The organism is Methylocella sp., from assembly GCA_037200525.1.
Taxonomy (GTDB): domain Bacteria; phylum Pseudomonadota; class Alphaproteobacteria; order Rhizobiales; family Beijerinckiaceae; genus Methylocapsa.
This window is the reverse complement of the sequence record JBBCGG010000001.1, coordinates 3492388-3513078: the sequence shown is the minus strand read 5'-3', so window position 1 is coordinate 3513078 and position 20691 is coordinate 3492388. Positions and strand designations below refer to the sequence as shown.

15 protein-coding genes and 1 pseudogene are annotated in these 20691 nt (G+C 59.7%); 8 read left to right on the top strand and 8 right to left on the bottom strand.

Going from position 1 to position 20691, the window contains the following annotated elements:
• Window positions 1-14: 14 nt before the first annotated feature.
• Together rbbA and WDN46_17275 are read right to left on the bottom strand one after the other, a co-directional pair.
• On the bottom strand, window positions 15-2843 hold the full coding sequence (gene rbbA, locus WDN46_17280) for a ribosome-associated ATPase/putative transporter RbbA (protein MEJ0095100.1): 2829 nt from the start codon (window positions 2841-2843) through the stop codon (window positions 15-17).
• Window positions 2840-3931, bottom strand: a complete 1092-nt coding sequence (locus WDN46_17275) for an HlyD family efflux transporter periplasmic adaptor subunit (protein MEJ0095099.1) — start codon at window positions 3929-3931, stop codon at window positions 2840-2842. The genes rbbA and WDN46_17275 overlap by 4 nt, the downstream gene beginning before the upstream one ends.
• Before the next feature lie 515 nt (window positions 3932-4446).
• Here WDN46_17275 and WDN46_17270 point away from each other — a divergent pair.
• The 4 genes from WDN46_17270 to WDN46_17255 all read left to right on the top strand — a co-directional run bounded on the left by WDN46_17270 (window position 4447) and on the right by WDN46_17255 (window position 8116).
• Window positions 4447-5568, top strand: a complete 1122-nt coding sequence (locus WDN46_17270) for an MlaE family lipid ABC transporter permease subunit (GenBank protein MEJ0095098.1) — start codon at window positions 4447-4449, stop codon at window positions 5566-5568.
• 3 nt (window positions 5569-5571) lie between these two features.
• Window positions 5572-6363, top strand: a complete 792-nt coding sequence (locus WDN46_17265; GenBank protein MEJ0095097.1) for an ABC transporter ATP-binding protein — start codon at window positions 5572-5574, stop codon at window positions 6361-6363.
• A gap of 10 nt (window positions 6364-6373) precedes the next feature.
• Entirely contained in the window at window positions 6374-7492 is a 1119-nt protein-coding gene (locus tag WDN46_17260) for an ABC-type transport auxiliary lipoprotein family protein (protein MEJ0095096.1), read from the top strand.
• Between the two features lie 117 nt (window positions 7493-7609).
• Entirely contained in the window at window positions 7610-8116 is a 507-nt protein-coding gene (locus WDN46_17255) for a hypothetical protein (GenBank protein ID MEJ0095095.1), read from the top strand.
• Window positions 8117-8652: 536 nt separating this feature from the next.
• Here WDN46_17255 and WDN46_17250 read toward each other — a convergent pair.
• From WDN46_17250 to WDN46_17240, 3 genes are all read right to left on the bottom strand, one after another.
• Window positions 8653-9408: an ABC transporter ATP-binding protein gene (locus WDN46_17250; GenBank protein MEJ0095094.1), complete on the bottom strand. Its 756-nt coding sequence runs from the start codon at window positions 9406-9408 to the stop codon at window positions 8653-8655.
• 3 nt (window positions 9409-9411) lie between these two features.
• Entirely contained in the window at window positions 9412-10194 is a 783-nt protein-coding gene (locus WDN46_17245; GenBank protein ID MEJ0095093.1) for an ABC transporter permease, read from the bottom strand.
• Window positions 10195-10258: 64 nt separating this feature from the next.
• A complete protein-coding gene (locus WDN46_17240) occupies window positions 10259-11194 on the bottom strand; it encodes an aliphatic sulfonate ABC transporter substrate-binding protein (protein ID MEJ0095092.1) in 936 nt (311 codons plus the stop codon).
• A 1000-nt stretch (window positions 11195-12194) separates the two neighbouring features.
• Here WDN46_17240 and WDN46_17235 point away from each other — a divergent pair.
• From WDN46_17235 to WDN46_17220, 4 genes are all read left to right on the top strand, one after another.
• Window positions 12195-13826 carry an NRAMP family divalent metal transporter gene (locus WDN46_17235; GenBank protein ID MEJ0095091.1) on the top strand — a complete coding sequence of 544 codons (1632 nt, stop codon included), beginning with the start codon at window positions 12195-12197 and terminating at the stop codon, window positions 13824-13826.
• A gap of 307 nt (window positions 13827-14133) precedes the next feature.
• A complete protein-coding gene (locus WDN46_17230; protein MEJ0095090.1) occupies window positions 14134-14331 on the top strand; it encodes a hypothetical protein in 198 nt (65 codons plus the stop codon).
• A complete protein-coding gene (locus tag WDN46_17225; GenBank protein ID MEJ0095089.1) occupies window positions 14328-14498 on the top strand; it encodes a hypothetical protein in 171 nt (56 codons plus the stop codon). The genes WDN46_17230 and WDN46_17225 overlap by 4 nt, the downstream gene beginning before the upstream one ends.
• A 638-nt stretch (window positions 14499-15136) precedes the next feature.
• Window positions 15137-16459, top strand: a complete 1323-nt coding sequence (locus WDN46_17220; protein ID MEJ0095088.1) for a nucleotide disphospho-sugar-binding domain-containing protein — start codon at window positions 15137-15139, stop codon at window positions 16457-16459.
• 183 nt (window positions 16460-16642) lie between these two features.
• Here the strand turns inward: WDN46_17220 and WDN46_17215 are convergent, their stop codons facing one another.
• From WDN46_17215 to WDN46_17205, 3 genes and pseudogenes are all read right to left on the bottom strand, one after another.
• Window positions 16643-18712: an ATP-dependent helicase gene (locus WDN46_17215; protein MEJ0095087.1), complete on the bottom strand. Its 2070-nt coding sequence runs from the start codon at window positions 18710-18712 to the stop codon at window positions 16643-16645.
• 488 nt (window positions 18713-19200) lie between these two features.
• Window positions 19201-19967: pseudogene (locus WDN46_17210) on the bottom strand (IS5 family transposase).
• Window positions 19968-19997: 30 nt separating this feature from the next.
• On the bottom strand, window positions 19998-20666 hold the full coding sequence (locus tag WDN46_17205) for a nucleotide disphospho-sugar-binding domain-containing protein (GenBank protein MEJ0095086.1): 669 nt from the start codon (window positions 20664-20666) through the stop codon (window positions 19998-20000).
• Window positions 20667-20691 lie beyond the last annotated feature (25 nt).

Sequence of the window (20691 nt, the reverse complement as noted above, 5' to 3'; positions counted from 1 at the left end):
CCCAAATATCCTCGCTAGCTTTCCTGCTTGCGCAGAAAGACAAGGCTGAGCACGGTCAAAATGGGGATGAAAATCGCCAGTTGCAGAAGAGTTGTGGAGAGATCCTGAAAACCGAGCGCCTTGGTGAACGTGCCGACGCTGATTTTCAGGAAATAGGTCATGGGGAAGCAAATTCCCAAGATAGCCGGAGCGCCGGTTAGAGACGAAACTGGCGTGAGCATCCCAGAGAACTGCTGGGCCGGCAGCAGCGTGAGGATCGCGGTCCCGAACAGGGCCGCGATCTGCGTCTTGCAGAATGTCGATATTAACATGCCGATGCCGGTCGTCGCGGTGACATAGAGCAGTGCGCCAAGGAGCAGCACTGCAAAGCTTCCCTTCAGAGGAACGCCGAACGCGAAGACGCTCATCAGGAATAGTATCCCGAAATTGATCATCGCGATGACAATGTAGGGAATCTGCTTGCCGAGCAGAAATTCGATGCGGGTGACCGGAGTGACGTAGAGATTGGTGATCGAGCCGAGCTCTTTCTCGCGCACGATCGAGAGCGCCATCAAAATGGCGGGGATCTCCACAAGGAGCAGGGCGATGCTGCCCGGTTCCTGAGCGTAGATGCTTTCGAAATCCTGGTTATAGAGAAATCTTGTTTCGATCCTCGCCTGCACAGTCGGGTTTACGTTCGCATAGCCTAGCATGCCGATATGCTTGTTGCGGAGAGCCTCGCGCACGTCGTCAGGCGTATCGTCGGCAGCGTGGCCATCGCGCACCGCGTAGTCCGAAAGAAACTGCTGGTGAACGCTTTCGAGATATCCGCGAATCGTCTCGGCCCGAAACGGCATGGCGCCATCCACCCACGCGCCGACGTAAGTCGGCACATTTTTCTTCATATAGCGGCCGAAGTCCGGGGGGATCTCAATGCCGGCGTTAATGTCTCCAGATTGGAGGCGTCGGTCGAGGTCGGCCTGATCGATGACTGGTCTCTTCTCGATGAAATAGCTCGACCCGCGTAGTTCTTCGAGATAGGCGCGACTTTCGTACGAATTGTCGCGGTCGAGGGCGGCAAAGGTCAGATTGTTCACGTCGGTCGAAATCCCTTCGCCAAAGACCGTCATGAGAAAAGCGGTCCCGAGCAAGGCGAAACCAAGACGGATCGGGTCGCGGAAGAGCTCGAGCCCTTCCCGAATGGTGTAGGCGAACAGTCGGCGAGGACTGAACCATACTTTCGCGGTTTGGCGCACAAGCTCTTTGGCTCGTATTGCAGGCGGCGATTTCTGGATCGGTGCGAGCGGAGGGCTCTTGGCGACTTGCACGCCATTCGCCTCTTCGAGATAGTCGATGAAAGCGTCTTCAAGGTTCGAACAGCGCCGCGCCTTGACGAGATCCGACGGGGTTCCCATCGCGAGAACGCGCCCGGCATCCATCAGCGCGATGCGATCGCAGCGTGCGGCCTCGTTCATAAAATGCGTGGAGATAAAAATGGTGACGCCTTCGTTGCGCGAGAGGCCGACGAGAATCTCCCAGAACTGATCGCGCGCGAGGGGATCGACTCCTGACGTCGGCTCATCGAGAATGAGGATCTCGGGCGAGTGCACGATCGCGACGGCGAGCGACAGGCGTTGGCGGATGCCGAGCGGCAGATTGTCAGCGCGTTGGTCGAGGTAGTCGGTGAGCCCGAAGCGAGCCACGAGTTCGTCGATCCGGACTTTGCCCTTCTCGCGAGGAAGATGGAACAGATGCGCATGCAAGTCGAGGTTCTGGCGAACCGTGAGTTCGGTGTAGAGCGAAAAGGACTGCGACATGTAGCCGACGCGAAAGCGCGCCTGCATGTCCGAGGCGTCTATCGGCTTGCCAAACAGAAACGCCTCTCCGGCGCTCGCGGGCAGAAGGCCCGTTAGCATCTTCATCGTGGTCGATTTGCCGCAACCGTTCGATCCAAGAAAGCCGAAAATCTCTCCGCGCTCGATAGCGAAGCTCACGCGATCCACGGCCGTAAAATCGCCGAAGCGGCGCGTTAGGTCGCGGGCCACAATGACCGGATTATGGTCATCGCTTCGGCGCGGCGGAATGGCGAAAGCTTTGCGTCCGCGGCGCCGCTCCTCCGGCAGAAGGGCGATGAAGCTCTCTTCCAAGGAGGGCGAGTTGGTCTTTGCCTTCAGATCGGATGGCGACCCTGTGGCGAGGATACGCCCCGCGTCCATCGCCAATAGCCAATCGAATTGCTCGGCTTCCTCCATGTAAGCCGTCGCGACGATAACGCTCATGCCGCTTCGCTCCGCACGCATGCGGGAGATGAGGCTCCAGAACTGCCGCCGTGAAAGTGGATCGACGCCGGTCGTCGGCTCGTCGAGGATCAACAAGTTTGGATCGTGGATGAGCGCGCAGCAAAGTCCGAGCTTTTGGCGCATGCCTCCAGAGAGCTTGCTTGCCGGCCGATCAGGGAAGGGATCGAGCCCCGTCGCTTTCAAAAGCGTTGCAATGCGATGCTCGCGCTCATCCTTGGATTGGCCGAAGAGCCGACCGAAGAATTCGATGTTCTCCCGCACGCTGAGGTCCGGATAGAGATTCTTTCCGAGCCCTTGCGGCATATAGGCGATCTGCGGGCAGACCGCGGCGCGATGACGGGGATCGCCGAGGTCGCCGCCGAGTACGTGGACCTGACCGGATTGAACGCGGCGAGCTCCGGCGAGCAAACTTAGCAGCGATGACTTGCCGACCCCATCAGGGCCGATCAGCCCAATCATGCAACCGGCGGGAAAAGAGATCGTAACGTCATCGAGCGCAACCGTGCGCCCGTAGCGCAGCGAAACCCCGAAAAGCTCTCCAAAGACTCCGCGCGCCTGGCTCATTGCGAGCGGAACTCAGGGAACTCGGCTGGCCATTCGACCTTGGGATCAACGCGTATATAGGCTCGACCTGGCAGTCCCGTGCGCACTTCGGAAGCGTGCGCAAGCAGGAGGCTGGGATCAATCCGCACCTTGACGCGGAACATGAGCTTGTCGCGCTCGTCTTCCGTCTCGACCGCCTTTGGCGTGAACTGAGCCTGCGTGGCGACAAAAGAGACGTGCGCCGGGATGGACAATTTGGGGTAGGAGTCGAGCACGATTCGCGCATCCTGCCCGATTGCGACGCGCCCGGTGGGGAGCGTCGGCAAATAGACATCCATATATACGTATGAGATGTCGAGCATCGTGAAAACTTTGCCGCCGGCCGGCAGCACTTCGCCGACATCAGCGATGCGATACTGAATGCGGCCGACCGTAGGCGCGACCAAGGTGTTGTCGGCAATATTGACTTTATAAAGCTCGACGTTGTGTGTTGCTGCGTCCAATGCATGCACGGCTTGGCCGACGCGGTCGTTGGAGGCTTTCAGCGCTGCATTGGTCCCGTCGAGAGACTGGCGGCGTTGATCAAGCAACTCATAGGTGGCGTTTCCGCGGGCGACGAGCGCTTTCGTGCGGTCGAGTTCTTGCTGAGCGAGCGTGACCTGAGTGGTCTGCATCACGACGTTCGCACGGGCTTCATCGAGCGTCCGCTGCGCCTGCTGGACCTGGGACTCCGCCGCTCTGAGCGTTGCTTCGATGTCCCGCGTGTCCATGCGCGCGACGACTTGGCCGGCAGTAACCATGTCCCCTTCATCGGCGAGCCGCTCAATCACGCGCCCAGCAAATTTCGTAGCGATATCGATTTCTTCCGCCTCGATCCGACCATTGCCGGAGACAATCCCAGCAGGAAGGCGGATCTGATTCAGACGCCACCAATAGAAACCGCCGCCGCCAGCGATGAGCATCAACGCTAAAAGCGTCCAAAACCTCCAATTCAATCTCCTACGGAGAAGAGAATGCCCTGATGGGACAGGCAAGGAGCGCTGCGCCGGAACGAGATCAGCCGAGCGAGGCGGAAGCGCGTCTCCCTGCCTGACCTCCAGCCCATCCATAGGACTGCGGGAAAGCGGGGGGTCTGTGTCGTCATGCATCGCAATCATCTACCCCGCCAATCGAAATAATGTGCAATCTCCGCGGATGGCCGCTTCGAAGCTTAAGGTTATTGATAGCGACGTGAACTGCCGCTTCATTGATTTTGGTCAATCAATCGAGCTCAATGCGAAATTGTCGACGCGTGGGCCTCTCTCCGGTAGCTGATGAGCGCCTCACCGATCTGCTTGGCATCGCGACAGCTAGATCGCAGCAACCGAGCCAATCCGTGGCCGCGTAATGAGACATTACCTAAAAGGTCGGGATAACGACCCATATGGATGGCCGCTTTTAATCGCGTCTAATTGCGTCGGCGCTCTTTGAAGCCCGCCATGAAATCTATCTCGTTCCAAGCCGAAGCGCGAGCAATCGTTTTGCGTTGTCTGATGCAGGTCAAGGTTGATGCACATCAAGGTTGATGCGCATGATCTCCGATCTAAAGAATAGATCAATGGGGAGAGAAGGCTTGCAGTCCGACTTGGCTTTGCAGAGCGCGGTCCACGGCGACAGATTAGACGTCACCGCAGCGGGGTCATGGACTGCAGCCCATGCGGCGACGCTTGAGCCATTGGTCGACGCAATTGTGGGCGGGTCGAGCGGTCGCGATATGTTCGTCGACATGCATGACGTCCGCGAGATCGATACCTTCGGGGCCTGCCTGGTTGAACGTCTGATCCGGGGCTGGAAAGCTCGCGGCCAAGAAGCGAGCATCATCGGCGTATCCGAGCACGTTCGCGGACTGCTGATGGAGGTGGATCGCGTCAACCGCGCGACGACGCCCCGCGGTGCGAAAAAACCCTCGAGGTTCGACATACTCGAAACGATTGGCCGCGCAACGATCAGCGCCGGTCGCGACGCAGTAACATTTGTCGGCATGCTCGGAGCGCTCGGCGATGCGTTTATTAGCATCCTTCTTCGGCCGCAAAGTTTCCGGGTGACGTCTCTGGTAAACCAGCTTGACCGTGTCGGGCTACAGGCCGTGCCGATCGTTCTTTTGATCACTTTCCTGATCGGCGGGATCATAGCCCAGCAGGGTATCTTCCATTTCCGTAAATTCGGCGCCGAGGATTATATGGTTGACCTGGTCGGCATCCTGATCCTGCGGGAGATCGGAGTGCTGATCGTCGCCATTATGGTCGCCGGCCGCTCGGGCAGCTCCTACACGGCCGAACTTGGCGCCATGAAGATGCGCGAGGAGATCGATGCATTGCGGACAATGGGGCTTGACCCTGTCGAGGTGCTCATACTGCCGCGAGTCATAGCTCTTGTCTGCGCCTTGCCGATATTGGCCTTTCTGGGCTCGATGTCCGCTCTCTTCGGCGGTGGACTGGTTGCGTCGCTCTACGGCGGAATGAGTCCGGCCATTTACATCGCGCGGCTGAATGAGGCGATCTCGGTCACTCATTTCGAGGTCGGCATGATCAAGGCTCCGTTCATGGCGCTCGTGATCGGCGTTGTAGCGTGCGCCGAAGGCTTATTGGTGAAGGGCAGCGCCGAGTCGCTTGGGCGGCAGACGACGACCTCGGTGGTGAAATCGATTTTTCTTGTCATCGTGCTCGATGGCCTCTTCGCGATATTCTTCGCGTCGGTCGGGATGTGAGCAATGGACGCCTCGCAGCAACCGGTTGTAATTCGGGTGCGCGACCTTGTTGTCGGATTTGGCGATCGCATCATCCTTGACCATCTGTCGCTCGATGTGCGTCGCGGTGAAATCCTCGGCGTCGTCGGCGCGTCCGGCGGAGGCAAATCGGTTCTTCTTCGCACTATTATCGGCCTCCTCCCGAAGCGCGGGGGGACCATTGCTATATTCGGGACTGATCGCGACGCGGCGACGCCGGAAACGATTCGCTCCATCGAACGACGCTGGGGCGTTCTATTCCAGCAAGGCGCTTTGTTCTCCTCGCTGACCGTCCGTCAGAATGTGGAGTTTCCCATGCGGGAATATCTGAACCTCTCGGAAAGATTGCGTAGAGATGTGGCGACGGCCAAGCTCGGCATGGTCGGGCTGAACGCCGAGGACGCCGAAAAATATCCCGCAGAGATTTCCGGCGGCATGACCAAGCGCGTAGCGCTCGCGCGGGCGCTCGCCCTCGACCCAGAAATCGTATTCCTCGACGAGCCCACATCGGGGCTCGATCCAATCGCGGCCGGCGACTTTGATATGCTGATCAAGACTCTGCAGCAGACGCTGGGCTTGACTGTCTTTATGGTCACTCACGATCTCGACAGCCTGCATACAGTCTGCGACCGCATTGCAGCCCTTGCCGACGGCAAGGTAATAGCCCAAGGACCAATCGCAACCATGCTCGCCTGCGAACATCCCTGGGTAAAAGCGTATTTCCAAGGCAAACGCTCGCGCGAGACGGCGCGCTCGCTTAGTCATTCAGCAAGTTGAGGCAAAACCGATGGAAACGCGGGCGCGCTATATATTAGTCGGACTTTTCGTCCTTGCCGCCATCGCGGCCAGCTTCTGTTTCGTCTACTGGCTGAATAACACCGGAGGCATTTCCAAACGAGCCGTCTACCGAATCCGTTTCGAAGGGTCTACGACGGGACTGCAGACTGGAGCCGCCGTTCAGTTCAATGGCATTCGGGTCGGAGAGGTGACCGCTCTTCAGCTTGACGCTAATGGACAGGTCACAGCGACGATCGCCGTGAACAAGGGTACGCCGCTGCGCGCGGATACTAAGGTCGGCGTGGACTTCCGGGGATTGATGGGAACTCCGGCGGTCTCTCTCGAAGGCGGCGCCTCCGCTTCACCGTTGTTGCCGACGTCTGAGGCTGAGCCTCCTCTTCTCGCGGCCGATCCAAGCGCCGCGCGGGACTTGACGCAAACAGCCCGGCAAGCCCTGCAGCATCTTGACAAGATGCTGTCGGACAATTCGGAGTCGGTGAAGGGCACAATGGACAATCTCAAATCATTTTCAGATGCCCTCGGGCGCAATTCCAATCGCGTCGATGGAATCATGGCGGGCCTTGAGCGTATGACAGGCGGCGGACCAGCGGAAAAGCCAAAACCGATATACGATTTGACGGCTCCAAGCGACTTTCCAACTCCGGTTCATGCCCCGCGCGGCCAACTCGTGATAGGCGAGCCAACGACTGTCCTTGCGCTCGATACGCAGCGGATGCTCGCCCGCTCAAACGACGGCGAGATCTCCCAGCTGGGCGATGCGCAATGGAGCGACACGCTGCCGAAGCTCATTCAAGCGAGAATCATCCAGAGCTTCGAGAACGCAGGTCTCATGGCCGCCGTCGCTCCTCAGACGGAGCGGGTCACGGCCAATTACCAGATCTTGATCGATCTGCGCAGCTTCGCGATCAACATGACGCCCGAACCTGTGGCGGATGTCGAATTCTCCGCTAAGATCATATCCGAAAGCGGTCAGATCGTTGCCGCGCAATTGTTTCACGCGACTGTTCCGCCCAAGGGAATGGACGCCCTGGCAGTTGCGGCCGCCCTCAATCAAGCCTTTGGCAAAGCCGCCACCGATCTTGTGACCTGGACATCGCGATCAGTCTGATCCCGCCGCGCAGACGGCGAATTTGACCCTACAGTTTCTCCATCATCGCCCGTTTCTTGAGGCGGATCAAAGACTGACGTCGGATTACGCGCTGAAATGAAATGATAGGAGCATCTCATGGACGCCACATATCAAATCGCGGAGCTAACTACCGATCGGGTCGATCAGGCCTATCCGCTTATTGGCGCCGTAGCGCCCGCGCTTGATCTGGCGGCGTGGCGGGCATTTTGTCGTAGCATCATAGATCGGGGGGATAGTCGGCCCGATCTGGACAATGTCATCGTCGCGATGAGTCCCCTTGGCTATATTCAGGGGCTTTGCATCACGACCGTGAGAGAGCACGCAGAAGGCGATCGCATACTGGACGCGCCGATCTTTGTGGTTGCGAGCGCAGCCGATTCGGCCGGCGTCGCGGCCGAGCTGCTGGATTATCTCAAGGCTTTCGGTCGCGCTGAGTCCTGCGGCTGCATGCGCATCTGGACATTGGCGCACGACAATTGGACCCGACGCTTGAGCGAAGGCGAGATCCGGCGTTGGGATCACGGCGTGACGATAATCCTTGAGCCGGACGCGCGGCCGCCCGCCGACGCTGACGCATTACCAGCTATGTTTTCATGGATCTGATTTTTCCGTGGAGAACATAGCCGACGCCTCTTATTGATTTTATCGGCGCCGGTTCTTTCGGATTGCGCTCGGAAGTGATTCTGGGGTCGATCCTGACAACTATCCGTGAACTACTTCGCTTTGTTGTGATAACTCGTGGGTTGAACTTGTTCTACCTCGAAACATTGACTTGTCACTTTGTGACAAGGAGAAATCATGAGAAAAGTTGGAACATTCGTGGCCTCGGTTGCTCTTGGCGCGGCAGTTATTTGCAACGGTCCTGTTTTCGCCGCGGGTTCGAGAGGGAGCCACAGCTCAAGCGCCCTCAGCGGAAGCGGCGGCAGCATGCACGCAGTCGCCCCCGCTGGGATGCAGAGCTCCCCAAATAGCGTCTCTGAAGGCCGCAGCGCGAGCGGAAACCATGGCTTGACCTTCGGAAACGGGAAGGATTGCCTCCCTCCGAACCTTTGCAACAACTAGCATCCAACGAGGCGGCTCCGGCGCGGATTTGGACCGCCGAGGTCGTCACACAATGAGCGCCGACGCGTCGCGTTTTTCTATTCCGCCGCAAACGGAAGGGTCGCTTTGGTGGAATTTTTGAGGACGCCTAACGCCCGCCGTTTCAGCCGCTCGAAGCTGGCGTCAAGCCGGTCGCGCGGGCGCGGCAAGGCTACTTCAAGAATGCCGGCGATCCGCCCCGGCCGCGGGTGCATCACGACGACGCGATCAGCCAGAACGAGAGCCTCTTCAATGTCATGGGTAACGAGCACCAGCGTCGGTCGGGTCTCGCTCCAAAGCGCGAGAAGATGGTCCTGCAGGTCTGCCCGCGTAAAGGCATCGAGCGCCGAAAACGGCTCATCGAGCAGAAGCACCCGCGGCTCCGCGACGAGCGATCGCGCTAGCGCTATCCGTTGCGCCTGACCGCCTGATATTTCGCGCGGCCAGCGCCGACCGTAATCGGCAAGGCCGATGCGGTCGAGCGCCGCCGCCACACGCGCCTCACGCTCCTTGCGCGGCAAATGGGCGATGCCGAAGCCGACGTTCTCCGCGACCGTCAACCAGGAAAAAAGACGCGGCTCCTGAAAAACGATGCCTACATAGGGATGCGGCTTTGAGATCGTCTCTCCATCGACCAAGGCGCGGCCGGCGCTTGCCATTTCGAGGCCTGCGACGAGGCGCAACAAGGTGCTTTTGCCGCAGCCAGAGCTTCCGACAATAGCGATGATCTCGGCCTCTGATATCTCGAGCGAAATGGCGGCAAGCGCCTGCGCTCCCTTGTCGTAAGTCTTCGAAAGAGAGTCGATCCGCAGCACGATCTATCGGCTCCTTCCGGCCGTTGGTGCGACCGTGTCCTGCCAACGCAGGAAAGGCGCAGACGCAGCGATGAGAAGCGCGTCCGTCGCCTTGCCCAGCACGGCGAATATGAAGATGGCGGCGAGGATTTGAGCCGGTTTGCCCAGCTGCTGGCCATCCAAAAGCAAATAGCCAAGCCCCTCGGAGGCTCCCATATATTCGGCGGCGACGACGAACATCCAGCCGAGCCCTAACCCTGAACGGAGCGCAACAACATAGTGTGGCGACACGGCGGGTAGCAGGATGCGGCTGGCCAGCTCTACGCGCGAAAGCCTGAAACTTTGGCCGACTTCAATAATTTTTCGGTCGACCGCAAGGATCGCGCCGAGCGTGCCGAGATAAATGGGAAAGGCGACGCCAACCGCGATCAACGCAACTTTCGATGTCTCGAATATGCCGAGCCACAAGATGAACAACGGCGTCCAGGCGATCGAGGGAATGGCGCGCAGGCCCTGCAGGGTCGGATCGATCAATGCCCTTGCAAGGACCGAGGCGCCGGCGAGAACGCCAAGCGCCGTCCCCGCGAGAACGCCAAGCGTAAAGCCGGCTGCAACGCGCAAAAGCGTTGCGCGGAGGTGGAAGCCGAGGTCGCCGCTTGTGGCAAGATCAGCAAGCGTCGCTGCCACGAGGCTCGGGGCGGGAAATAGCCGCCCTTGCACCCAGCCGAGCCGCACCGAGGCCTCCCAGAGCAGGAGACCGCCGACGGGCAGCGCGAAGCCGAGCAGCAGGAGTGCAGGAGGGCTCATGCCTGGTCGAGTAGTCCGGGTTTCCGCAGCATCGGTAGGAATGAGGCGCTCGACGACACTCATCTCAGTTTCCCGGTGGTGCGATCGCCGGCAGGAAATGCGGATCGATTAGCGCATCGACGTTTGCGACGATGTCCGCATTCGCCGGAACCACGCCGGCCTGCTGAAGCGCCCGCCCCGCCGCGACGAGCGCTGTCGCCTGCTCGGCGCCAATTGGGCCATGCGTCAGGTCGGTGCGCTGAAGTTGGCGTTCGATGACAGGCGCGGGCAGCTTGGCAGCGTCTTGGAGCAGCGCGGCCAATTCTTTTGGGTTTTCGATCGACCATTTGCGCGCCTTCTCATAGGCGGCGAGCACTCGGCGGACGATCTCGGGATTTTCGACTGCGAAGCTCTCGCGCACGTTTAGCACGCCCCAGCTGTTGGCGGCCGGATCGCGATAGAAAAGCACCGCCCCATCGTCGAGTTCGGCGGCCGCCATCATCGGGTCGAGCCCAGCCCAGGCGTCGACATCGCCGCGGATGAGCGCCAGTCGCCCATCCGCATGTTGGAGCAAAACGAGACGAACGTCTTTTTCGGTCAGCCCGTTCGCGGCAAGCGCGCGGATCAGGAAGATGTGCGGATCCGTGCCGCGCGTCACGGCAACGCTCTTGCCATTAAGGTCGGCGACCGATGCGATCCCCGTATTGCTGCGCGTGACGAGCGCCGTCCATTCAGGGCGCGAATATACATAGACCGATTTGATAGGATTGCCGTTAATCCGGCCAATCAGCGCCGCCGCCCCCGCAGTCGAACCGAAATCGAGCGAACCGGAGCTCATGAACTCGAGCGCCTTATTTGAGCCGGCGGACTGAATCCAGCGGATGCCGACGCCGCTCTTGGCAAATTCCTCCTCAAGGAAATTCTTATTTTTCAGGACGATCGAGATCGGATTATAGGTCGCCCAATCAATGCGAATTTCGCTCGGCGCGGCGGTCAATGCAGTTGTCGCCAAAGCCGACATCGCCAGCGCGGCGATCGAAAACAGAAATCTTCTCACGGGATTCGAGAGCATAAAAATCACCTCGACCAATTATATGTCATTTTCTCTATAGTTTTTGTATATTGTATTGTCCGCCCCGACAAGAAGCGGGGTTCCGAAAATCGGGAAACCAATGCCCGGACAACACCTCGGACAGTGGGAATTACGCCCGATCTGCGATCAGAGCGAAGTACTGGCAGATCGGGCCTCCAGAGCTGAAGTGCGGCAACGGGCATGACCGCTGCACCATCGAGCCCCATGCTCGTGCTGTCGTTCGATCTCAATGAGCGCCGTCAGGTCGGCTCGGGACGTTCCGCTTTTTGGGGTTGACAGGACGCGCAAGCAGGATCATTTGCCATGCGCGGACTGAGTTCGTTCCAGTCGGCTGATCACAACAATCGAAAGAGACATGGGCAGTAAAAGCTCGGGCGTTGCGGCCGCGGCGTTGCGCCGTGATCCATCGCCCTTCGACATTGCAACCGTCCGCGGGCCGGATTCCCGCGTGAGAGGCGAGGGGGCCTAGGCCCGCCGTCGCCCGCTCGCCTATCCGGCTTTGGACCCAACCAAGGATCGGAGGTGAGCCGTGAAAAAGCTCCCAAATATCATTGTCGCCTTCGCGCCGCCCCGCGGGTCGACTTCGTCGGCAACTCGCGCTCGTCCGACAAAGACCATGCATATCCGCGGGGATGCGGGCGCGCTCGTCTGTCGCTGGCGGCGCGATCGCGTCTCTGGCCGGCTCCATTGCGTCTGGAGTTTCGAAGACGTCAGCGGCGGCCTGGAAGATGGCGCGCGATTATCTCTCGCAGCATAGGAGCTTCGACATGAAAGATGGCCCCAGTAGGCTCGCCGAAGTCCTTCGTAAAATTTCGGCGGGCGCTTCAAGCAGAACCCGACACCATTCGAAACTGCCGCGCAGGAGCGCCGGAAAGCCATAGCCGCATGAATGGCTTTGTCTCCGCGCTCGCTCGGCCAGGAGACTTCCATGAAAATGCATGTGACAACCGCTCACACTCGCGCCGCCGTTCTCGACGAGGCCCATGTCGGCCATATCCGCGGCGCGCTGGGAACAATCCTCCAACATGACACCGGCCCTCGCCGTGGCTGGAGGCGCCGGCTCCAGACCTTACTCGCGATTCTGGGTCCAGGCCTGATCGTGATGGTGGGAGACAATGACGCTGGGGCATTTAGCACCTACACTCAAGCTGGCCAGAACTATGGCGTCGCTCTCCTCTGGACGCTGGTACTTCTGATTCCGGTCCTTTATCTCAATCAGGAGATGGTCCTACGCCTCGGCGCGGTCACCGGCGTCGGTCATGCGCGCCTGATCTTCGAGCGGTTCGGGAAGTTCTGGGGCGCATTCAGCGTCATGGACCTCCTCATTCTCAACGCCTTGACGATCGTGACCGAATTCATCGGCGTCGCCCTCGGCCTCAGCTATCTCGGGCTTCCGAAAGAACTCGGCGTCGCGCTGTCGGCCGTTGCGGTGATGGGGGCGGTTGGCGCCGGAGACTTCCGCCGGTTCGAGCGTTTCGCATTGGCGCTTGTCGCCGGCAGCCTTGTGCTCGTCCCGATTTTCTTCATGGTCCATCCGTCATTTGGCGAGATCGCGCGCAATATGTTCGTTCCGCAGCTTCCGAAAGAAGGCAAGCTCAGCGATGTCATGCTCCTGGTAATTGCGATCGTTGGGACGACCACCGCGCCGTGGCAGCTGTTTTTTCAGCAAAGCTATGTCATCGACAAACGGATCACGCCGCGCTTCATGCGCTATGAGCGCGTCGATCTTTGGTTCGGGATCATTCTGGTCATTATTGGCGCCGTCGCTATGATGGCCTTTACGGCTAAGGCTTTTGGCGGGCGCCCTGAATTCGGCAACTTCACCGATGCGGCCGGCGTCGCCGCTGGTATCGAAGCGCACGCCGGCCGTCTGCCCGGAGTTCTGTTCGCAATTGGCCTGATTGACGCGAGCCTGATTGGCGCAGCGGCGGTATCGCTCTCGACGGCTTACGCTATCGCGGACGTGTTCTCGATCCGGCATTCCCTGTACCGCAAAGTGAAGGACGCGAAGGGATTCTACGCCATCTATTGCGGCCTGATTGTGATTGCCGCTGGCCTCGTTTTGACGCCGAATGCTCCGCTTGGCCTCCTCACCAACGCGGTGCAGACCCTGGCCGGCGTGCTTCTGCCGAGCGCGACGGTGTTTCTGCTCCTTTTGTGCAACGACAAGGAAGTGATTGGTCCGTGGGCCAATTCGCGCGGCTTGAATCTGTTCACGGGAGCCGTCATCGCGGTTCTGGTGTTGCTCTCGGTGATCCTGACTGCGTCCGTGCTGTTCCCGGACGAAATGAACGAGACCGTTATCGTGGCGATATTGGGTGGCGGGTCTGTCCTGGCGCTGATTGCGGCGATCGCTTCAGGCTCATTGAGGCGCCCCGCCGCGACAATCGATGAGCCAAAAGTCTGGAACCGCGACATGTGGCGGATGCCGAAGCTCTCGCAGCTAGGTCCGGCCCGGATGTCCCGCGCGAGAAAAATATGGATGATCGTTCTGCGCGGCTACCTCGTTCTGGCGGGCGGTCTCATTGTCGTCAGGATTATAACGCTCGCCATCAAATAAACGCCTGCGGCGGTTGAAAGCCGCAGGCCTCGGATAGGCGGCTCGAAACAGGCTGGCGCATCGAGCGGTGTGGGATTCCCCACACATGGCGCTTCGCGATCCGCATATGCATTTGGGCGCGCCAGGAAGTATTCGCCGACATTTCGGAGGCGAAGTGATTTCTGGATAGCCGTTTTGGAGAAGCGAAAATGAGAGCGTCAATGCGGCTTCGGCTGCTGCGGGCTCCCAAGCTTCTTCTGACGGCGATGTGTTTTGTTTGATGCCCCAGGGCGCCCATATCTAGGCGGCCAGGGCTCTGGAGGTTTTGATGCCAAGGATTCTCAAGCAGCTAATTGATCGCATCTTGCGGATGTTGCCGACGCAAAAAGGGGATCGAGTTATGGTTGATCAATGGGAATACGCGGAGCTTTGCCACGGGCTTGACTTGATTGCGCAGACGACCCTGCAAGCGCAGCAGTCGAAATATACTATGGTCGCCGGCTACGCGGTGAGGCGCGAGCCATGATGATGAATTGGGTGGATACGCTCGGCATCGCGCCGGAAGCGGTGTGGGATAGCTTTGTGCAGCCGCAGCCGAGGTTGGCTGTTTTGCTTAATGAGCTCTGGCACGCGCTTGCCATTCGCACCTGGCGCGACCTAATTGGAGGCGAGCCGTTCTATTGGGGCGCCTGAGACGCGAGAAAAATGTCCGGCGCGCAGCGCGCCATATAGACGCGGCGCTGAAGGCTTAGGGCATCACCCTGGTCCTCGAGCCTTCGCCTCGTTGCCGGCCCAGCCGCACTACGTCGCATCCTGCCATCCTAATCGACCGGGCGGAACGCTCGCAACGAGTTAATCGCTCAATTGATTGCCTATTTCTTCGGCGATTTGCATAACTATCCAAGCCACCAGAAATGTAGCCGATGGCCAACCGATCAGATCCGCCACATAGCTCATCATCTACCCCCAATAAACACAGCAAGCTGCATTTATTGGGCTTCTGACTGCCGCTTTATTTCAAGATCATCATATTGCATTACGAACGCAATCCAATTGCGTTCGCGGCTACAGATGGGCGAGCCGTTATCTTCGATCAAGCGTCTTGTTATGATCCCGAGTGGTCCGACCGAAGCAATCAGTTCGGACCTATGCGGGGTATTCCGCGATCTCCCATAGACGGGTCTTGTCGACGCCAGCAAGGGAGCGGGCCAGGCAATCGCGTGTCGGAGATTACGGACGTAACAACTTTGCGCCGTGCCGAAATTATTCCGAAACGGGGACGCGCCATGGTGATCGCCGTGCTTTTTCAACAATCAAAGTGACAGCACCGCATGAAAGTTCTTATCGCCGCTATCCCCTTGACGGGCCACATTAACCCAATGCTTGCGATCGGACGCATTTTGATGGCCGATGGCCATGAAGTGGTCGTCTTGTCGGGCAGCGCTATGCGCAAACGAATTGAAGACGTCGGCGCATCATTCCGCGCCTTGCCGCCGGAAGCGGATCTTGATCTGGGCAATATCGTTGCGGTGTTTCCGGAACTCAAGACAATACCTCCAGGGCCGGAGCTGGTTCGCTTTTACTTCGAGCACGTCTTCATCGATCTCATTCCTCCGCAGCACAAAGGCATGCGGCAGGTTCTGCAAGAGTTTTCCGCCGACGTCATCATCACCAGCGCTTTGTTCCTTGGCGTTTTTTCGATGCTTCTCGGACCGCGATCCGAACGTCCGGCCATTGTCCTGTGTGGAACCAACCCTCTGTTTTGGCATCGCGACGACGGAGCGCCAGGCGTCGCCGGCTTGCCGCCTGCGACCAGCGAAGCCCAGCGCAAGGAATACGCAGCGCTCGCCGAAGAAAACCGCAAGGCGTTTGTGGAGCCTGTCGGCCGCTACTTGAACAATTGCATGGCGGACGTGGGCGTCGCTCCATTGTCGATGCATATTCTGGACGCGGTCGTAGCGCTTCCGGATGTCTTTATGGAGTTGACCGTTCCAGGTTTGGAATTTCCGCGACGGGATTTGCCGAGCTCGGTGCACTTCATCGGCGCTCTTCCCATCATACCGAATCAAACTTCGCTTCCGCCTTGGGCGGATGAGCTGGACGGCTCGCGCAAAGTTGTTTTTGTAACCCAAGGAACGCTAGCCAATCATAATTTCGATCAGTTGATTACTCCAACGCTGGCGGCGCTCGCCAATGAGCCTGATATCCTCGTTGTGGTCACCGCTGGCGGAAGGCCAATCGACGCCATACCAGGTCCGATCCCCGGCAACGCGCGCCTCGCCAGCTATTTGCCGTTCGAATGGCTGCTTCCTAAGGTCGATGCGTTTGTCACCAACGGCGGTTTTGGCAGCGTCAACCAGGCTCTGAGCTTTGGCGTTCCGCTCGTTACCGCCGGGTTGACCGAGGACAAAGCGGAGGTCAACGCCCGTGTGGCGTGGTCTGGCGTCGGCATTGATCTCAAGACCAATGAGCCGACGCCATCAGCCCTCCGCGAGGCCATCCGGGCCGTGCTCGATAAGCCGAATTTCCGTGCGCGGGCATCGGCTCTAGGCAAAGAGTTTGCAGCTATCGACACGCAATCCGAAATCCTGCGGATCGTCAAGCAAGTCTCGCGTGTCTCAACTGATCGAGGCGCGCCGGTTTACGCGAAGTGACGCGGAGGGAGCTGCAAAGCAGTTTGGTCTGAGGTCGTCACGGCCTCAGCAGAGGGCCAAACGCAGGGCATCGCCTATTGGCTTCCGCCTGGCGAGGAAGATCTGGAGCTGTCGCTCATTCGGCCAAGATAGATGTTCGGCGACGGATATGTCCCGCGCCGGATGCTCATCCGCCAGGTCTTTCTATCGCCACATTCCGCGCATCCGGGCGCCGACATCGACGCGGACCTGTCGCGCCTGCGATGCTGCTCCCGCTTGTCCCGTGGGTGTCACGGGCCACGCACGGCATTCGAACAGTTGCAGTAGCTTTGTCGGAATGAAGCGCGTGCGCGCAGCATAGACGTGTCGATCCCCGGTCGCCGATTGTCCGTGGGTGAAGAATCGCTGCGGCGCGATGAGGGAGAGACTGTCCTTCGCCCGCGTCATTGCGACATAGAGCAGCCGCCGCTCCTCCTCGATTTCGTCCGTCGTGCCGACGCCGAGATCGGAAGGGATGCAGCCGTCGACCGCGTTAAGCACGAAGACCGATTTCCATTCCTGACCCTTGGCCGAGTGAATGGTCGAGAGGATCAAATAGTCCTCGTCGAGCAGGGGCGCGCCAGCCTGTCCCGAGGTCGCGTCGGGAGGATCGAGCGTCAATTCGGTCAGGAACCGCTCGCGCGACGGATAGCCAGCTGCAATATTCTCGAGCTGGAGCAGGTCCACCTTTCGCATCTCGACATCCTCGTGAATGCGCTCAAGATGCGGCTCATACCAGTTGCTTACCTGCGCGATTTCGGCCGGCCAGCTGGAGCAGCGGCGCAGGTCGCGCAGCAATGCGACGAAGCCCGGCCAATCGGCCCGCGCTCGGGGAGGGCAGGGGAGGTCGACAAGCGCGGCGAGAGGATCGGGCCGGTCGGCCATGGCGTCCAGCGCTGTTTGCGCCGATGACGGGCCGACGCCGGGCAGAAGCTGCATGATCCGGAAGCCGGCGACTCGGTCGCGGGGGTTCTGAACGAAACGCAGCGCCGCTAGCATGTCCTTCACATGCGCGCTATCAAGAAACTTGAGCCCGCCGAATTTGACGAAGGGGATGTTGCGGCGGGTCAGCTCGACTTCCAGCGGTCCGCTGTGGTGGCTGGCGCGGAACAGGACGGCCTGTTCCTTCAGCCGCATGCCCGCCTCCCGGTTCTCAAGAACCTCCCCCGCAACGAACCTCGCCTGGTCGGCCTCGTCGCGCACAGTGATGAGGCAAGGCCGTTCGGCGGATTCGCGTTCAGTCCAGAGATTCTTCGTGAACCGCTCCTTTGCGAGATCGATGACGCCATTGGCGGCCGCCAGGATCGGCTGTGTCGAGCGGTAGTTGCGATCGAGCGTGATGATCTCCGCCGGCGGGCTGAATTTTTTCGGGAAGTCGAGGATGTTGCGCACTGTGGCGGCGCGGAAGCTGTAAATAGACTGGGCGTCGTCGCCAACAACGGTCAGCCCCCGGCCGCTGGGCTTCAGCGCTGTCAAAATCGAGGCCTGAAGCCGGTTGGTGTCCTGATATTCGTCGACCAGCACGTGATCCCAGCGACCGCCGATATCGTCGGCGAGGACCGGATCGCTGACCATCTGCGCCCAATAGAGCAGGAGGTCGTCGTAATCGAGGACGCTCTGGATCTGTTTGGCCTCGACATAGCCCGCGAAAAGTTCGCGCAGTTGCGCCTCCCACTGCGCGACCCAGGGATAGTTCGCGCGCAGCACGTCTTGCAGCGGGGCCTCCGCATTGACCGCTCGCGAATAGATCGCCACGCAGGTCCCCTTTGTCGGGAATCGGCTTTCCATTTTCGAGAAACCGAGCTGATGGCGGACGATGTTCATTAGGTCCGCGCTATCTTCCCGGTCGTGAATCGTAAACTGCGGATCGAGCCCAATCTGGTCGGCATAATCGCGCAGCAGCCGCGCGCCGACCCCATGGAAGGTGCCAGCCCAGGCGAGCGCGTCGGTGAGCGCGCCGGCCTTGTCTCCGAGCACTCTGGCGCAGATGCGCTCGACTCGGCGACCCATCTCCGATGCTGCGCGCCGGGAGAACGTCATTAGCAGGATGCGCCTAGGATCTGCGCCGTTGACGATGAGATGCGCCACGCGATGCGCCAGCGTGTTCGTCTTGCCCGATCCGGCTCCGGCGATGATCAGCAACGGTCCCCCGACCTCACCGTCGGCAAGGCCGACGCCATGCTCGGCCGCGCTGCGCTGACTGTCGTTCAACTTTTCAAGATGCGCCGCGCCCATTTCCCCATCCGCCCGAGAATCAAACATCACCCGCGAATATGCGGACATTATCATGCTGATCTATTGCCGCCTTCGTCGAGGAGTCTTTCGCGAACTCGATCGACTCAGCTGCAATTAAGAACAGATAAGGAACATATCAGCGGAGAGACTCCTTGCAAAGCCCAGCTTGGAACGGCCGACCGCAATTCGCCGGCCGGCATCGTGCTGGCGCATCAGGCGTCGAAGGACGCCCTCAACCGGATGATTGCGGACGCCCGAAAACCTCGTGCGGGTCGTTTTTAAGCTCTTCGATGGGAGTGATTACAGCTTCTGCGACGGCAGCGTTGGTTGTGAAGGCTGCTCGCGTCGAGCCGGTCATCCCGCCTGGGCGCGAAGGTGAGGCGGGACGCTCTTGTCAGCTGGAACATGCGAGACTTGCGTTAGAATTCGCAAGATTTCGCCTCGCGTGTCGATGGCCGCGAACTCTTTGCCTAGGCAGTAGTGACGAATTACCTGAGCATGATAGCAATAGCGGCGAGCAATACGAAGCCTCGGTAGTTTGCGAGGAGCTTGTCGTATCGGGTTGCGACGCGCCGGAACTGCTTCAGTTTATTGAAGAAACGCTCGACGAGATTGCGCTCCTTGTAGAGCGCCTTGTCGTAGGGGAGCGGCGCGCGGCGATTGGATTTTGATGGGATCACCGGCTCAGCCTCACGCATAAGAACAGCCTTGCGCAAGTGATTGGCGTCATAACCTTTATCGGCGATGATCGCATCGGCCGCAAAGCCTTCGATCAGGGCGTGCGCTTTTGTGATGTCGTTGCGCTGCCCAGGTCCGAGAAGGAGCCGAACGGGGTTGCCGAGTGCGTCTGTCGCGGCGTGGATTTTGGTGCTCAAACCACCGCGAGAGCGGCCCAGGCCTTGGGCATCCGCCCCCCTTTGGCGATCCTTGCGCCGGCCGCGTGCTGATGGGCGCGCACGATTGTTGAGTCGATCATCAGCCATTCGAGATCGGCCTCGGCGGTGAATGCCTCAAGAAATCCGTCCAAGGCGCCGCGCTCGATCCAGCGATAGTAGCGGCGTTTCACCGCCTGATGGTCGCCGAAGCGTTCGGGCAGATCGCGCCAGCGGCCGCCCGAGCGGGCCATCCATAACAGCGCGTCGACGAAGCGTCGATTGTCGCAGCGCGGCCCGCGCTGGCCGGCTCTTCCGCCTGGCACAAGATCACAAAGCCGCTCCCATTGATCGTCTCGCAGCGCATCGACATCCCGAATCATCAAGGCTGATCTCCAAAAATCAGCCTTGAATCATGGAAAGATCCTCGCGAGAATCCCCCAAACGCCGAATTCGTCACAACGGCCTAGGGCCGACGCCCGCGCACGGAAATTCGGCTTATCGAGCACGGCCCGGATCGCCTCGCGGAGGGCTGATGGCGTCGGCTCATTGGTCTTGAGATCAATGCCGACGCCAGACCACGCCACACGGGCATTAACGTCCGCTTTGTCCTCGGTTAGCCCGGCGGTAACCAGCGGAACGCCAAAGCTCAGAGCCTGATTGACGCTGCCATAGCCGCCGTTAGTGACAAGCGCATCGATCTTGGGCAGCACCCATTCGAACGGCAGATAGCTGGCCAAGCGGACATTGCTGGGAATTGGCCCGGGTATGGAATCAATTGGACGACCGCCGGCGGTCGCGATCACGAGCACATCAGGCTCGTTGGCGAGCGCCGCGAGCGTCGGGGCGACCAATTGGCCGAAATTGTGATTTGGGAGGGTGCCCTGGGTTACTAAAACAACTTTACGCGATCCATCTAACTCATGCGCCCATGGCGGAACCGGAGCTTGGTTAGGGATGATCGGGAGCGCGCCAACGAAATGGACCGAAGCTGGCAGGTCCGTTCTGGGAAACTCGAAGCTCGGAACCGTCAGCTGCAAAAATGCGTCCGGAAGAGCTTCGATGGCGTCGAGAATGTCCATCGACAAGGGTTTGACGCCGAGGGCC